The 16085-nt window shown below is 63.9% G+C and carries 13 protein-coding genes; 7 read left to right on the top strand and 6 right to left on the bottom strand.

What is annotated here, in order from left to right; genetic code table 11:
• Positions 1 to 33: 33 nt before the first annotated feature.
• Positions 34 to 1320 carry an NAD(P)/FAD-dependent oxidoreductase gene (locus AC630_RS22765; protein ID WP_074120687.1) on the bottom strand — a complete coding sequence of 429 codons (1287 nt, stop codon included), beginning with the start codon at positions 1318 to 1320 and terminating at the stop codon, positions 34 to 36.
• A 12-nt stretch (positions 1321 to 1332) separates the two neighbouring features.
• Positions 1333 to 2064, bottom strand: coding sequence for an amino acid ABC transporter ATP-binding protein (locus AC630_RS42945; RefSeq protein WP_083636350.1), 732 nt, complete (start codon positions 2062 to 2064; stop codon positions 1333 to 1335).
• 255 nt (positions 2065 to 2319) lie between these two features.
• Here AC630_RS42945 and AC630_RS22750 point away from each other — a divergent pair, with 255 nt between their 5' ends.
• Positions 2320 to 3027, top strand: coding sequence for a GntR family transcriptional regulator (locus tag AC630_RS22750; protein ID WP_074120686.1), 708 nt, complete (start codon positions 2320 to 2322; stop codon positions 3025 to 3027).
• 11 nt (positions 3028 to 3038) lie between these two features.
• Here the strand turns inward: AC630_RS22750 and AC630_RS22745 are convergent, their stop codons facing one another.
• Complete coding sequence (locus AC630_RS22745) at positions 3039 to 3248, bottom strand: hypothetical protein (protein ID WP_074120710.1); 210 nt, start codon at positions 3246 to 3248, stop codon at positions 3039 to 3041.
• A 375-nt stretch (positions 3249 to 3623) separates the two neighbouring features.
• Here AC630_RS22745 and glsA point away from each other — a divergent pair, with 375 nt between their 5' ends.
• From glsA to AC630_RS22720, 5 genes are all read left to right on the top strand, one after another.
• A complete protein-coding gene (glsA, locus tag AC630_RS22740; protein WP_074120685.1) occupies positions 3624 to 4619 on the top strand; it encodes a glutaminase A in 996 nt (331 codons plus the stop codon).
• A 69-nt stretch (positions 4620 to 4688) separates the two neighbouring features.
• A complete protein-coding gene (locus AC630_RS22735) occupies positions 4689 to 6329 on the top strand; it encodes an MFS transporter (RefSeq protein ID WP_245330488.1) in 1641 nt (546 codons plus the stop codon).
• A gap of 64 nt (positions 6330 to 6393) precedes the next feature.
• Entirely contained in the window at positions 6394 to 6957 is a 564-nt protein-coding gene (locus AC630_RS22730) for an HdeD family acid-resistance protein (protein ID WP_074120684.1), read from the top strand.
• A gap of 17 nt (positions 6958 to 6974) precedes the next feature.
• A complete protein-coding gene (locus AC630_RS22725; protein WP_074120683.1) occupies positions 6975 to 8342 on the top strand; it encodes a metal-dependent hydrolase family protein in 1368 nt (455 codons plus the stop codon).
• Positions 8343 to 8791: 449 nt separating this feature from the next.
• Complete coding sequence (locus tag AC630_RS22720) at positions 8792 to 10561, top strand: CYTH and CHAD domain-containing protein (protein WP_074120682.1); 1770 nt, start codon at positions 8792 to 8794, stop codon at positions 10559 to 10561.
• A 123-nt stretch (positions 10562 to 10684) separates the two neighbouring features.
• On the opposite strand, the gene AC630_RS22715 is transcribed toward AC630_RS22720, so the two are convergent.
• The 3 genes from AC630_RS22715 to AC630_RS22705 all read right to left on the bottom strand — a co-directional run bounded on the left by AC630_RS22715 (position 10685) and on the right by AC630_RS22705 (position 13679).
• The gene (locus tag AC630_RS22715; RefSeq protein ID WP_074120681.1) at positions 10685 to 11311 is read right to left on the bottom strand and encodes a transglutaminase-like cysteine peptidase; all 627 of its coding nucleotides are present in this window, start codon (positions 11309 to 11311) and stop codon (positions 10685 to 10687) included.
• Positions 11312 to 11642: 331 nt separating this feature from the next.
• Entirely contained in the window at positions 11643 to 12254 is a 612-nt protein-coding gene (locus tag AC630_RS22710) for a PilZ domain-containing protein (RefSeq protein ID WP_074120680.1), read from the bottom strand.
• A 207-nt stretch (positions 12255 to 12461) separates the two neighbouring features.
• A complete protein-coding gene (locus tag AC630_RS22705; RefSeq protein WP_074120679.1) occupies positions 12462 to 13679 on the bottom strand; it encodes an MFS transporter in 1218 nt (405 codons plus the stop codon).
• Between the two features lie 1125 nt (positions 13680 to 14804).
• Between AC630_RS22705 and AC630_RS22695 the strand changes: the two genes are divergently transcribed.
• A complete protein-coding gene (locus tag AC630_RS22695; RefSeq protein ID WP_074120677.1) occupies positions 14805 to 15956 on the top strand; it encodes a zinc-binding dehydrogenase in 1152 nt (383 codons plus the stop codon).
• Positions 15957 to 16085 lie beyond the last annotated feature (129 nt).

Here is a 16085-nt window from a genome sequence, read left to right as displayed (position 1 = left end):
CGAGGCGCCGCCCCTGACCGGGTGGCGCCTTTTTCATATCCCCAGCCGGTCGCGCACACGGCCCGCGATCACGGCAGTCGTCACACCCACCGGCCAGAACGCGTGCATCGGGATTGGCTTGATACCGGTGACGGGCATGTCGATCTCGGCCTTGGCGCCGCCGATCAGGCGGCGTGCAAGCTGTGCGCCCATCGCGGTCGAGAGCGCGACACCGCGGCCATTGCAGCCGAGCGAGATCAGGATGTTCTCCGCCGGCTCGTGAACATGAGGATAGTGATCCTTGGTGATGGCGAGGCGGCTGTTCCAGCCATGGGTCCAGGCAACGCCCTTGATCTGCGGCCAGAGCCGCTCGGCGTAGCGGATGAGATAGGCGACGTCGGACGGCGACTTGATCCAGCGCATCGGGCCGCGGCCGCCCATCAAGAGGCGGTTATGCTGATCGATGCGGTAATAGACTGTGATGTGGCCGCTCTCGTAGAGAACAGGACGCGTCGGCATGATCGAGCGGGCGACCTCGTCCGAGAGCGGCGCGGTCGCGGCGATTGAGGAAAACACCGGCACGATGGTGCGTCGTAGCGCCGGCCAGAGATCATCGGTAAAACCGTTGGTGGCAAGCAGCACTTTTTCGGCATGCACGATCGCACGCGGCGTCTCGATGCGCCAGCGCGCGCCGTCGCGGCGGAGTGACAACGCCGGCGTCTCGCCATGAACTTTCGCGCCTGCCGAGATGGCAGCACGCGCAAGACCACGAGCGTAGCTGAGGGGATGCAGGTCGCCGCCGCGTGCGTCGAGCATGGCGCCGATGTAGCGGTCGGTGCCGGTCATCTCGCGCACTTGCTCGCGGTTCAGGTACGTCACCGGCATGCCGCGGCGGATACATTGCTGCGCCGTCTTCTCGATCGCGGCGGCGCTGGCCTCGTTATAGGCCGCCCGCAACGTTCCGTTCTGCCGCGCCTCGCATGGGATCTGGTAACGACGGATCAGCTCATGCGTGAAGTTGGTAGTCCCGTAGGAGAAGTCGATCATGCGGCGGCCGAGATCGGCGCCGAAATCGGCTTCGATCTGATCGGGATCGTGCTTCAGGCCGGGATTGGTGTGGCCGCCATTGTTACCCGACGCGCCCCAGCCCGGCTCCTGCGCCTCAAGCACCAGTGCCTCGACGCCCTGCTCCGCCAGATGCAACGCAGTGGACAGGCCGGTGTAGCCACCGCCGACGATCGCGACGGAGACGGTCTTGTCACCATCGAGCGGCGGCGTGGCAACCGGCGCAACGGCTGTGTCGGCATAGAGCGAGGGCGGCAGGGGCAGGCGCGCATTCATGGCGAAGACCGGTCAGAGCGGATGCAGCACGCGTCGCAGAAAGTCCTGCGTGCGCGGATGCTGGGGTTGATTGAGCAGCGCCTTGGCCGGCCCCTGCTCGACGATGACGCCGCCGTCGATGAACAGCACGCGGTCGGCGACGTCGCGGGCAAAGCCCATCTCGTGGGTGACGACGACCATCGTCATGCCTTCGTCGGCGAGCTTGCGCATGACGCCCAGGACGTCGCCGACGAGCTCGGGATCGAGCGCCGAGGTCGGCTCGTCGAACAGGATCGCCTTGGGCTGCATCGCGAGCGCACGCGCGATCGCGACGCGCTGCTGCTGGCCGCCGGAGAGCTGCGCCGGTAGCCGGCCCGCATAGGGGCTCATGGCGACGAGCTCCAGCAGCTCACCGGCGCGCTTGTGCCTGATAGCGCGGTCGACGCCGCGCATTTTCAGGGCGAATGCAACATTGTCGAGCACGGTCAGGTGCGGAAACAGCGCATAGGACTGGAACATCATTGCCGTGCCGCGCTTGGCGGGTTCGAGATCGGTGACGTTCTGCGGGCCCAGGATGATGTCGCCCGCGCTGACCGCCTCATGGCCCGCGATCATCCGCAAGGTCGAGGTCTTGCCGCAGCCGGAGGGGCCGAGCAGGCAGCAATAGGTGCCGGCGGGGATCTTCAGATTGACGCTGTCGACCGCGAGCGTGGCGTCGTAGCGCTTGGTGACGGCGACCAGTTCGAGAGCGGCGGGAGTGGCCATGGCGTGTCCGCGAGAGGAGCGATGCTTCACCTCTCTCCGCAAGGTCCGTGCCAAAAGCCCTCGGCAGGCCGAATTCCAAAACTGTGCAGCGGAGTCAGGTCGTTAGATCGAATCCGGAGCATCCGGGCTGCCCGCCGCATGCGCGGACACCTGCACACAAAGCGGGCGCGGATTGTATAAAGTTTCGCCTGTGATTGGATACAGCTCGTCGACTAACATCGCAGGCCTGATGTCGCCGATCGAGCCCTCAAACCCATGGCCGCCAAGATCCGACCGAAATCCGACGCGCCTGATGCGAGCGATCGCGTCAGCCGCATCAGGGAGGGGGTGACTGCGGCGATCCTCGAACATCGCCTGCTGCCGGGCACCAAGCTCGGCGAGGATGAGATCGGCGAGATCTACGGCGCGAGCCGCACGCTGGTCCGCACCGCACTCCAGCAGCTCGCGCATGAGGGCATCGTCAACATCGAGAAGAACCGCGGCGCCTTTGTCGCGCGGCCCACGCCCGCGGACGCGCGCGAAGTGTTCGAGGCGCGGCGCCTGATCGAGCCCACCATCGTCGACCACGCAATCGACGCGGCGTCGCCAGCCTGGATCGATCGCCTGCAGCAGCATCTGACCGAGGAGCGTGAGGCGGAGTTGCGTGGCGACGCGCGCGCTTCGGTGCGGCTCTCCGGCGAGTTTCACGGGCTCGTCGCCGAGATGTCCGGCCACAGCATCTATCTCGGCTTCCTGAAGGAGCTGATCGCGCGCTCTTCGCTCATCATCCTGCTCTACCGCCGCCACGACGCGCCGGCCTGCGGCAACGATCATCACGCCGGCATCGTTGCCGCGATCCGCAAGCGCGACAAGCAGGCTGCGCGCGCGCAAATGCTGTCGCATCTTCGCGAGATCGAGGCTGAGCTATTCCTCAAGGACTCCGCCGCCGACGAGCTGCGGCTCGCGGACGTACTCGGCGCTTGAGCGGACGCTGCCTAGGCCGGCGGCGCTCCCTGGTTTCGCCTGATGATCTTGAGCACGAGCAGGGCAGCGCCCAGCGCTAGAAACAGTACGCCCAAAATCGTCGTGCCCGTGGATTCGAATGTCACGCCGACCGCGGTCAGCAGGCATCCGATGATGATCGCGAAGAGTCCGCCGAGCTTCTTGGTCAGCAGAACGTATCCGTCACTCGTTTGTGCCACCATGTTGCGCTTTGTCTCCTTGATGTCGGGCCCGCCGTCAAAGTTCGCTCGCGCCCCATGATCTCCCGTCGCGCAGGCCACGCCGGATCGTACCCCCGTTCGACGCAGTTGCAATCTGTCGTTGATCCCTGGCCGAATTCGCTATCCGTCTTTTGATTGGAGTCCGGGGAAAGCGAGACAGTATCGCTTACGTATTTGTAGGAAATTGCTGTTTTGAAACGCGCTCGCGGTATTTTCGATGGGGTAGTATGGCAGGGCTGCAAAATCGCCTTAGGGTTGAAAATTGACTCTCCACGGCCAACAGAATCAACTTAGGTGTGCGCGTCGGATTCTAGAACGGAGCTGACGTCAGTTGAATCCGTTCTGCGGAGTGGTGCCATGGCGCGATCTCTGGCTGACGAACGAGAGACGGCGTATGTCTCGACCGGCCACTTGCCCGGTCCGGAAACCGTACAGTCGCTGGTGAACGAGGCACAGCGACGGTTCAAGTCAATTCACGACGGAGCCAACTCGCAAGTATACCCTGCGCTCGCGCGCGTCCCGAGTGAGCTGTTCGGCGTCTGTGTCGTCGGAACCAGCGGGCAGGTCTACGGTGCCGGCGACGTCGACTACGAATTCACCATCATGAGCGTGTCGAAACCGTTCCTGTTCGCGCTGGTCTGCGAGACCATCGGGCCGGAAGAGGCGCGCGCCAAGCTCGGCGCGAATGCGACCGGGCTTCCGTTCAATTCGCTCGCCGCGATCGAGCAGGGCAGCGGCCGCACCAACCCGATGGTGAATGCCGGGGCAATTGCGACGACCAGCCTTGCGCCGGGCGCCACCGCCGCGGCGCGCTGGGAATTCATCCATGATGGGCTCTCGCGTTTTGCTGGCCGCAAGCTGCCGCTTAACGACGAGGTCTATGCGTCGGCGTCGCAGACCAATTTCCGCAACCGCAGCATCGCGCGGCTCCTCGAGAGCTACGACCGCATCTATTGCGATGCAAAGGAAGCGACCGATCTCTACACGCGGCAGTGTTCGCTCAATGTGAGCGCGCGCGACCTCGCCGTGATGGGCGCGACCCTGGCCGATGGCGGCGTCAACCCGGTGACCAAGCAGCGCGTAGTCGATGCCTCGGTCTGCCACTACGCGCTCGCCGTGATGATCACGGCCGGGCTGTATGAGACTTCCGGCGACTGGCTCTACGACATCGGCCTGCCCGGCAAGAGCGGGATCGGCGGCGGCATTGTCGCAGTATCGCCCGGCAAGGGCGGCTTCGGCACTTTTGCGCCACCGCTCGATGCTGCCGGCAACAGCGTACGGGGACAGCTCGCCGCAAAGTTCCTGTCGCAGCGGCTCGGCATGGATTTGTTCGTATCGCAACCGGAAGAATGAATGCTCAAGAAGAGATCGGGGGCGCCTGGGCCCTGACCGGTCGCAGTGCCGATCAAGTCGGAGGACGTCATGGCCACGCAGACAGTGTCGATCGGCGGTATTCACCAGGAGGAGCGGGCGTCCTGGGTTCCCATGATCGCGATCGCGCTCGGCCAGATGATCATGTCGTACAATGTCGCTTCGCTGCCGGTCGCGATGGGCGGCATGGTCGCAAGCTTCGGCGTTGCGCCAACCACGGTCGCGACAGGCATTGTGGCATACGGCATGCTGGTCGCGGGGTTTGTGATGCTCGGCGCCAAGCTCGCCCAGCGCTTTGGTGCGTTGCAGGTGTTCCGCGGCGCGGTCGCGCTCTTTTTCGTCTCGCAGATCATGATGACATTCAGTCCGTCGGCTGCCGTCATGATTTCGGCGCAGGCACTCTGCGGCGCAGCCGGCGCGATAATCGTTCCCTCGCTCGTTGCGTTGATTGCCGAGAACTATGCCGGCCGGCAGCAGGCGACCGCGCTGGGCGCGCTCGGTTCGGCGCGTGCGGCCGCGGGCGTCCTGGCCTTCATCATCGGCGGCGTGCTGGGGACCTACATCGGCTGGCGGCCGGCATTCGGCGTCCTGATTGCGGCGTCCGCCATCGCGTTTCTGATGAGCTTCCGCCTCAAGCCCGATCGGGGCCGGCCGGATGTGCAGATCGACCTCGTTGGCGTCGCGCTCGCTGCCAGTGCGATCATCCTCATCAGCTTCGGCTTTAACAATCTGAACGGCTGGGGCCTCGCGGTTGCGACGGCGAACGCGCCGTTCGATCTGCTTGGTCTGTCGCCCGCACCGGTCATGATCGTGCTCGGCATCGTGCTGGGCCAGGCATTCCTGACGTGGACGCACCGGCGGCAGGCGGCGGGCAAGACGCCGCTTTTGGCGCTTGCGGTGATCGACTCGCCGGAAGAACGTTGCGCCGTCTATGCGCTGTTCGCGGTGGTGGCGCTGGAGGCTGCCTTGAACTTTACCGTGCCGCTCTACATCCAGATCGTGCAGGGGCGGACGCCGCTTGCCACCGCGATCGCGATGATGCCGTTCAACCTCACGGTCTTCTTCTCCGCGATGCTGATCGTCAATGTCTACGACCGGCTGACGCCGCGCCAGATCGGCCGCTACGGCTTTGCGTTCTGCACCGTCGGGCTGGTGTGGCTCGCCTTCGTCGTGCGCAACGACTGGAGCGAGGTTCCCGTCCTGCTCGGGCTCGTCCTGTTCGGCATCGGCCAGGGCTCGCTGGTGACCTTGCTGTTCAACGTCCTGGTGACGGCATCGCCGAAGACGCTCGCCGGTGATGTCGGGTCCTTGCGCGGTACGACGCAGAATCTGGCGTCTGCGGTCGGAACGGCGGTGGCAGGAGCGCTTCTGGTCGGCCTGCTCAGCACCATCGCGCTCGGCAAGATCACGGCGAGTCCCGTGCTCACGCCGGAGCTTCAGGCTCAGATTGATCTCGACAACATCACCTTCGTCAGCAACGAGCGCCTGCGCAGCGTGCTGGAAGGCACGAGCGGGTCGCCACAACAGGTCGCGGAAGCCGTGCGGGTGAACACCGAGGCGCGGTTGCGTGCGCTGAAGATTGGGCTGCTCATCATGGCAGGCCTCGCGCTGACCGCGATCATCCCGGCCGGACGGCTTCCCGGCTATCTGCCGGGCGAGATTCCAAGCGATCAGTCTGCTGCAAGCACGTGAGTTGGAAAAACGGGGCAGGGGACGTCGCGAAAGCTGACGCTGGAGATGATCAAGGGAGGAAGACATGACGACCTACGACCATAGCGCGCCGAGGGGGGCGACCGGCCTGCCGCAACCGCCCCGCTGGATCTGCGTGCTGTTGGGGCTCTTCATGATGCTCACGGGATTGCTGGTGCTGGGCGATGTCGCGTTCTTCACCGTGGTCAGCGCGCTGTTCATCGGCTGGATGGCGATCGCCATCGGCGCCTTCGAGGTCTTCCACGCATTCTGGACCAAGGGATGGGGCGGGTTCGTGTGGCAGGTGCTGCTCGGCATTCTCTACATCGCCTTTGGCATCGTTCTCATCAGCCAACCGGTGACCGGTGCGTTGGTGCTTACCTATGTGCTCGGCCTTGCACTCCTCGTCTCCGGCGCCGTGCGCATGTTGATCGGTATCGGCCGCTGGCAGCGGGGCGGCGGGATCATGCTCGCGTCCGGCGCGTTTGGTGTTCTCGCGGGGCTCGTCATCCTCACCGGCTTTCCCATGACCGGGCTCTGGGTGCTCGGTGTGCTGCTCGGCATCGATCTCTTCTCCCACGGCATCGGGTGGCTGACTTTCGCCTGGCTGCCCGTGGCCAGAACTGCGTAGCGGGCGGGGGATTGGGCATGTCGAGGTCGACGCAGTCGGGGCCCTTGCGGGCCGCTACATTGCTTGCGTTCATTGGAATAGCCTTCGGTCTCCTGTCACCGGCATCGGCGCAACAGGACTCCGTCGTCCTGTTCCGCAATGTTCGGATATTTGACGGCAAGGCCAGCGCGCTCTCCGCGCCGTCCAACGTACTTGTCAGGAACAAGACGATCGAGAAGATTTCGGCTGGCGACATCGCGGCCACCGGCCAAGTGACCGGCCAAGTGATCGACGGTGGTGGCCGCGTGCTGATGCCGGGGCTGATCGATGCGCACTGGCATGCGATGATGGTGCGGCCGACACCGATGGCCGCGCTCGCGGGCGACGTCGGCTACAACAATTTGCTCGCCGCGGCAGAAGCGACGGCGACGCTGATGCGCGGCTTCACCACCGTGCGCGACATGGGCGGTCCTGCCTTCGGGCTGAAGCAGGCCATCGACGAGGACCTCGTTGCCGGACCGCGCGTCTATCCGTCCGGCGCCGTGATCACCATCACCGGCGGTCACGGCGACTTCCGCCAGCTCTCCGATCTGCCGCGCACCATCGGCGGGATGCTGAGCCGCATGGAACGGATCGGCGGCAGCATGGTCGCCGACAGTCCTGACGAGGTCCGCGTGCGCGCGCGCGAGCAGCTCATGCAGGGTGCTTCGCAGGTCAAGCTCACGGCGGGCGGCGGCGTCGCATCGCCCTTCAGCCCGCTCGATGTCTCTACCTTCACCGAGCCCGAGCTCCGCGCAGCCGTCGAAGCGGCCGACAATTGGGGCACCTACGTTGCCACGCACGCCTATACGCCGGTCGCGATCCAGCGCTCGATCGCAGCCGGCGTCAGATGCATCGAGCATGGTCACCTCATGGACGAGGCGTCGGCGCAGCTGATGGCGGAGAAAGGGATCTGGCTCAGCACGCAACCGTTCCTGGATCTCTCCATGGCTGCCGGGCTTGGGCCCGCGGAGCAGGACAAGATGCGGCAGGTGGTTACTGGCACTGACCGCGTCTATGCGCTGGCGAAAAAGTACCGCATCAAGACCGCGTTCGGCACCGACATCCTGTTCTCGAAGGCGCTGGCGGACAAGCAGGGCGCGATGCTGAGCGCGCTCACGCGCTGGTACACACCGGCCGAAGCGCTGATCATGGCGACGGGGACGAATGCCGAACTCCTGAGCCTGTCGGGCAAGCGAAATCCCTACCCGGGCAAGCTCGGCGTCGTGGAGGAGGGCGCGTTCGCCGATCTTCTGCTGGTCGACGGCAATCCGCTCGACAACGTCAGGCTGGTCGAAGATCCCGCAAGAAACTTCGTGGTGATCATGAAAGGCGGCAGGATCTACAAGAACATGCTCGCGCACTGACGCGCGCATGTTCAGGCGTCGTCCCGCGAAATTGGAGCGCTTCTAGTCCTGATTGTCAGGAACCGGCTTTCTTTGTCGCGAACCCGTTGCGATCTCCGGAACTGCAGGAGGCCGCGCAGGGCTTGTCACAATTTCGGGCCTGTCGTCTGAGGCGTGACTTCGAAGTGTCTCCAGGACCAGAAAGAATTTCTCGGCTAACATGAGTCAAACTCGCTGACGCGTTCATCTCGGTTTCGAGAACGGCGAGACTCGCTATCAATTCGATCACTTGCCGCGCTCAGCGGCAATTAAATTCGCAAGGTCAAGTCGGATTGTGACAAACTTTGCCTGATTGTCGCATTCGGAGCGTTGTGCGGGCGATCACGCGGTGCCGCGTAACGTTACTATTCCGCGCGGGCCGCACCGGCTATATGCTGTTGCTCTGTCATCGAACTGTAATGTCACGGTAAATGCTCAAGTCAGATGCAACGCCGGCCCGCAAGACACCCAGCGCGCCGGATAGGAATTTTGTCCCAAAGGACAACAAGAGAACACAATACGTGCCCGGTTTTCTCAGGCAACGTGAAGCGGCCGAGCCCGGCGCGGAAGCAACGATCGTCGAGGGCGCTGTGATTGATCAGACGCCATCGCAAGACACGACGCCTGTACCCGAGCCGTCATCGTCGAACGCTGCCGCGCGCCCTGCGGGCGAGATCGAACTCAAGCTTCTCGTTGATGCCGATCGCATGGCGCATTTCAACGCCGCGCCAATCATTGCGACCAACGCGCGCAACAAGGGCACGCGCAAGCATCTCAAGTCGATCTATTATGACACGCCGGAGCGCACGCTTCGGCGCAACGGATTGAGCTTGCGCGTGCGTCAGAGCGGTGCGCGCTTCGTGCAGACCGTGAAGACCGATACCGCGGACGATCCGCTGCACCGTGGCGAGTGGGAGGCGGGCGTGCCGTCGCTTGCACCGGATCTTGCGCTCGCGATGCCTTTCATTCCGGAGAAGCTCCGCGGCCGTCTCGAGGCGCAGTCGCTCGAGGCCGTCTTCACGGCCGATATCCATCGGCACGCGCGCATCGTCGATCTGCCGTCCGGCACGGTCGAGATCGCCTTCGATCAGGGCGTGCTGACGGCCGGTGATCACTCGATGCCGGTGAGCGAAATCGAACTGGAGCTCAAGAGCGGCAGCGCGAGCACGATCTACGAGATCGCGCTGCGGCTTGCGGAGCACGGGGCGGTGAAGCCCTCGATCCACAGCAAGTCGGCGCGCGGCTTCGACCTTGCCGCAGGCACGCCGCCATCGGTACGCCGGCCGAGCAAGCCTCGTCTCGATCCTTCTGTTGCGCTCGACGAGGCCTTCGCCACGATCCTGCGCTCCTGCTTCCTCCATCTGCTTCAATCGCTGCCGGCGGCCGAGGACGGCCGCAATCCGGAAGGCGTGCATCAGCTTCGCGTTGCGCTGCGTCGGCTGCGATCGGCGCTTGATCTGATGCGATCGGCGGGCGCACTCAGCAATCTCGACATGCTGCGGTCGGAAGCAAGATGGCTGGCGCAAGACCTGTCCGCCGCGCGTGACTGGGATGTGTTCCAGCTCGAGACCTTGCCGACGATCGCAAAAGCCTGTCCTTCGGTCGCCGGCTTCGATGCGCTGGGCCGGGCTGCGGCCAAATGCCAGTCGGACGCCTATCGCAAGGCGCATCGTGCGCTCGATGATCGCCGCTGCGCCATTTTTCTGATCGGCCTCGGTGGCTGGATCGAGACGCGAGGCTGGCGCAACGGCGTCGCCGCCGAAGACCTCGGCCAGCTCGCCGAACCCGCCGTCAACTTCGCGCAGCGCGTTTTGTCGGCGCAGTATGCCAAGGTGCTCAAGCGCGGGCGCCGTTTCAAATCGCTTTCCGCGGAAGAGCTGCACCGGGTGCGGCTCGCGACCAAGCGGCTGCGCTATCTCAGCGAGTTCCTGCTGCCGCTGTTCGAGGATCGCAAGTCCGTGCGACGCTTCTCGCGCAGGCTTGCCGGTTTGCAGGAGGAACTCGGCGCCTTCAACGACATGGCGGTCACCGCCTCATTGCTCGACGGGCTCGGTACCGAGCCCGATAGCGCAGTCGCCGCGGCAGCGATCGCCGGCTGGCAGGCGCGTGCATCGGTCGGCGTGCAGCCCGCCTTGCAAAGCACATGGCGCGATTTCACCGCCGCGCGCGCGCCGTGGTCGCGGCAAGCCGAGCAGGATTGACCGCGTCTCGCGTTCCCAAAAAAGTTGCGGCCAGCCATTGGGGGATGGCTGGCCGCGCGCGAACCGGTCTGGGACGGGGAGGGGTGGGGATGTGACCGGGCCGCGTAACTCGTTCCTTGGTAACTACTGATTTTTCGCGCTGGCGGTGGCGACCGCCGGCTTGGTATCGCCGAGCGAGACCCAGACGTTGGGATCGCCCTGCGACTGGCGCTTGACGAAGCGGTAGCCGGTCTCCGTCCAGGCAACGACGCTCTCGTTCTGATTGTCGAGAACGAACTCGCCCTTGTCGGTCTTCACCGTCAGGACCGCGTGTCCTTCGCCCTTCTTGTCGCGCACGACCGTGATGAGCAGGGCCTCGCGCGGCCAACCGGCATCCATCAGCATCTTGCGCTTCAACAGCACATAGTCTTCACAGTCGCCGTAGCCGTCGGTCGGCAGCGACCACTTCTCGATCACGCCCCAGTGCTCCTGGTCGGTCAAAGGCTTGATGGTCTCGTTGACCCAGCGATTGACCTTGACGAGGTCGCGCCATGCGGCCTGCGACATCACGATGTCGCGCGGCTGCGTCGGCCCGCCTTGGCATTGAGCGGCATTGTCCGCACAGAACTCGACCCAGCCGATCGGAGCGCGCGCGGTGTCGCCGAGGCTCGCGTAGAGCAGCCGGCTTTCGCCGGCCTGCGCTGCCGCGCTGATCCCGAAGAGCACGGCGGCCAGCGCCAGCCCTTTTCCCTGTCCCCTGAAGTCAAACATTGCGGTCCCCGTTTCTTGTTGGGACCACGTTTCGCACGGAGCTTTTGAGTTGCCGCTAAGTCAGCCAAGTCAAGTCGAGACGAATGAAAGTAAAACAAGCGGCGAATTTGATCTATACTTGAATAGAATTCGCATAAAATTCGATATTACTGCAATTGATTCAAATTGTAGGGATTAACCCGGAAACGCTGGCGGAACTGCCGTTTCCGGGTGCAAACAGGCGGCGCGTTAACCCGCGCAAGGCCCATCAGCGCGCATGAAAAAGGCGGCGTCCGCGTCGCGGAGGCCGCCTTTTCGACTGAAAATACAGTGGTTTTGACGCTGCCGCGCTTTACCGCGCGGTAACGCTCTCTTCGAGTGTCTCGATCGGCTGCTCGTGCATGAATTCCAGCGCGAAGCCGTCCTCGAGGTTTCGGACCACGCGGCCCTGGACCCGGCCGAGGAAAACCGTCGATTTCAACGACGGGCGGTTCTCCGCGGCGATCGCGGCTCCGGACAGCGAGAGGTCGATGATGCGGCAGGTCATCTTGGTGCCGTCATCGAGCGTCAGCACCGCGATCGGGTTGCGCGGCACGATACGGTCGTGGCGGCGATCCTCCGGCAGATTGAGAATGTCGCGGTTGGCGAGCCAGGTAAGCTGGGCGGCGAGCTTGTCGCGCTTGCGGGGCGTCGCCCCGATCGTCATGGCGAAGCCATTGTCGATGATGCGGGTGATCTTGCCCTCGACGCGGCCGATATGGTCGAGATAGGCGACCACGCGGTCGCCGACATTGCCGATGCCCGGCGCGAGCAGCGCCAGCCCGCCCGGCGACATGTTGATCACCTGGCAGGGGAATTCCCGGCGGTCCGGCAGCATATAGCGGCCGAGCAGGTGAACCTTCACCCGCTGGAAACGCCGACGTTCCTCGGTGGCCGGAAGAAATTTTCTGTTCGCCAACGCCATTTTCACTACCTGACTCCCGCTCGGGCGGAGTCCGGGACGACCCTAAGGTGCATAGGGTTAATGCCGCGTTAGGATTGCGTGCGTCGATTACGGACAGAAACAATGCGCTCGAAAAGCCACATCAGCGGCGGGCAGGCGAGCTTGCCGCGGCGATGCTCCGGTTGGGGAGACGCCGGGGGGCGGCGGACTGCGTCGCTGCGCTGCGCCCTACGCCTTCCTCGCCGCGCGCTGATACAGCAGGCACAGCAGCGCCAGCAGCACCGCGGCCGAGAGCCCGAGCGACCAGTGAATGCCGATCGCCGCGCCGGAGACCCCGACGGTGATGCCGCTAAAGGCTCGCATCCCGAGCCCGGCCATGTTGGAGAGGCCGACGACGCGGCCGCGGATGTCGGGCGGCGCGTTCAGTTGCACCAGTGCCTGCGCCATGGTGTTGAAGGACAGCTCGAAGAAGCCTGCAAAAAACAACAGCACGATCGCAACCGGATAGATCCGCACCGCGGCGAAGCCGAGCAGCGCCACGCTCCAGAGCACCGCGAGCGCGATCGCGGTGCGCGGCGTGCCCTTGAGCCGCCCCCAGGATTCCAGCGCGATGCCGGCGAGCAGCGCGCCGGCCGCGTCCGCCGCGAGCAATACGCTGTAGGAGACGCCGGGATCGCCGTGGCCGAGATCGCCGGCAAAGCCCGGCATCTGGGCGTGATAGGCGTTGCCGATCATGAACGAGGTGAGGCCGGCGAGCCACGTCATCGCGGTCAAGACCGGCTGGGTGCCGATGGCGCGGATGGTCAGCATGATGTCGGCAATGCCGCGCACGGCGAAGCGCCGAACGGCCACGCTGTTGTCGCGCACCGGCGCCCAGAACAACCACAGCAGCATCGGCAGATAGAACAGCGTGTTGAAGATGATGCCGTGCGAGGTGCCGAGCGTGAGCATGATGACGCCGCCGACGGCAGGTCCAACCAGGATGCCGAGATAGCGTGCCATCGCATTCAGCCGCACCGCGCTCGGCAGGTCAGCGGGACCGACGAGGTCGTAGAGCAGGAGCTGGTTCGGCGTCTGCCACAGCACGCCGGCGCAGCCGTGGATCACGAGCAGTGCCATGGCGTGCCACATCTCGATCGTGTCGGTGACGAAGAAGAAGCCCCAACCGCTTGATGCCACGATGAACAGCAGCATGCCGCATTGGATGATGCGGCGCGGATCGAACCGGTCGGCAAGCGCGCCGACCGCGACCGAGAACAGCAGAAACGGCAGCCAATGCGACAGCACGGCAAAGCCCGCCAGCGCTGGCGAATGGAATTTCTGGAACACCACCCAATAGCTGATCACATGCTCGATGTTGTCGGCCATCATCGCCAGCACGTAGGCCACGAACTGGAGGCGGTAGGGCACGGACTTCATCGCCGCGAACGAGCCGGACGCGGCCATGGGATTTTGGGGGAGGGGGTTCAAGCGTTCACCTGGGTGGGACTCTTGGGGCCTTACACGTTCGCCGGCGATCGCTCAAGACACTTGAGTTGAGGTCGTCGCTGCCAGAGCCCGGATGAGCGCAGCGATATCCGGGTCCCCCAAGGTCTGATATGTAAAAGACCGTCCTGAATCAGCTTGCGGATGCATAAATGAGTTGTCCTTGGGAAAAAATCGGCCGCTTCTCCTCGCCGGGCGAGTTACATCGCTTCTTGAATTGGATGGACGAACAGATCGCAAGCGGAGTGGCCGAAGAAGTTGATATGTCCGCCGATCAGCAGGTCATCGGCGGCGAGCGATGGTTCAAACACGTGTCGTCAGGCACGCGTTGGCGTCTCGTTCCCGCGGACGGCCCAATGGCTCCCGGTTTCTGGCCAGTCGAGAATTAGGACACTGAGCGGTCGAGATCCGGCAACGCGGTTCCGCATTAATTGCGAGGAATCCCAGTCAACACGACACGGATACCTTAGGGATGAGAATGACAATCTACCTTGGCAATCTTTTGGGGCCACTCAGCAACAATTACCAATTTGCTGATGGCAGCACGATAAGGCGGAGCAGCAGCGAGTCGCTCCTGTACGACGGCGCTGGCAGAATGATCCATATTCAATTCTATCGCAATCCGCCGCACGGATATGAGTATGAGATACCCAAGAAGATCCAAGGAGAGGAACGTGTTGCCTTAGTCGAGAAAATAGAACTGTATTGTAAGAAGAAAAATCTTAGGCCCGTCAGATCAATCTAGTCTATTGGATTCAGGTTGTGTCCTGAGCTTGAAGCACGTTTTGGACAGATCGTTGCCAGCTCGCTTCTGGTTGATGAGATCGATCAACGCAGTCTCATGTGATCTTCAAATTTGCCTGGCTCGAACTGGCCGGTGTTCTGGTTCACAATGTGGCGTCGTCGCGCAGCATCTGATCCGCAAGATCGTAGTCCGGATGAGCGAAGCGATATCCAGGGTAGCTGTCTCCGCATATCGCTTCGCTCATGCTGGCTACAGCACCTTGGCATGATCGTGCATCTCACATACGCTTCTCTTAAGCGCGCACCAATCAATCATAACAGGCGGGCGGTGAGGAAACAGCCATGGAACAGATCCGCGTCTGCACCCACGCAGGGCCGGGCTCGGAGCCCGTCATCCGCACCGTGCCGTGGCCGAAGGTCGGCCGCAAGGCCGCGCTGATCAAGATCGGCGCCTGCGGCGTCTGCGGCACCGACCTGCATATCCTCAAGGGACATTGGCCGAAGCCGCTGCCCTGGCCGTTCACGCTCGGGCATGAGCTCGGCGGCGTCATCGTTGAATGCGGCGAGGAATTCACCGAGGACTTCATGAGCAAGCCGCTGAAGGTCGGATCAAAGGTGATGATCCCGCCGCTGATGCCCTGCGGCCGCTGCTACTACTGCATCCATTATCCGCAGACCGCCAACAAGTGCCTGACGCCGGTCTATTACGGCCGCTATCTCGGCTTCGATAAACCACCTCACATGTGGGGCGGCTGGGCCGAATATGTCTATGTCGATCTCGACATGCTGCCGGGCACCAAGATCTACAAGTTGCCCGACGACATGTCGCTGCGGCTGGGCGCGCTGTCCGAGCCGCTCACGTCCTGTATCCGCGCCTTCAACCGCGCGAGCCGCGCCGGCGGTTTCAGCTGGGGCGATACGGTGGTGATCCAGGGCTCGGGCCCGATCGGCATCCTGGCGGTCGCGGCCGCGCGGGAGATGGGGGCAGGGCGCGTGATCTGCGTCGGTGCGCCGGAGGAGCCGCGGCTCAAGCTCGCCCGTGAGTTCGGTGCGGAGGCGACCGTGAACATCGACGAGCTCAAATCGCCGCAGGATCGCATCGCGCGCGTGCGCGAGATCGTCGGCGGCTTCGGCGCTGATCTCGTGATGGATTGCTCGGGACATCCGACCGCCGGCCCCGAAGGCATCGAGATGCTGCGCGACGGCGGCACCTATGTGGAGATGGGCCAGTTCACCGATGCCGGCTCGATCGAGACCTCGTGGCACCGCATCTGCACCAAGGACCTCAACGTGCTTGGCTCCTGGGGTTTTACCGGCAACGATCTGCCGCTGGGCGTCGACATGCTCTACCGCACCCGCGACAAATATCCCTGGCTGAAGATGCAGACGATCTATCCGTTCACGGAAGCAGGCGTCGCACAGGCCGTGAGCGATGCCATGGCGATGAAGACGGTCAAGTCGACGATCGTGCCGTGGCCGGAGCTGGTGGAGTGAGGTGTGTAGATGGGGTAACGGGCTCCCTGAGGCCTTCAACCAAGCCGCGCTAGCTACGGCGCTGTTTGATGCGCGCGTCGCGCGGCTTGGTTGGAAGGCAAGCGGTCGTCCCTCACATTGATGGTGTAG

It is taken from the genome of Bradyrhizobium sp. AS23.2, from assembly GCF_001908185.1.
GTDB lineage: Bacteria > Pseudomonadota > Alphaproteobacteria > Rhizobiales > Xanthobacteraceae > Bradyrhizobium.
The sequence above is the reverse complement of the archived record's forward strand: the minus strand, read 5'-3'. Positions and strand labels throughout refer to the sequence as shown.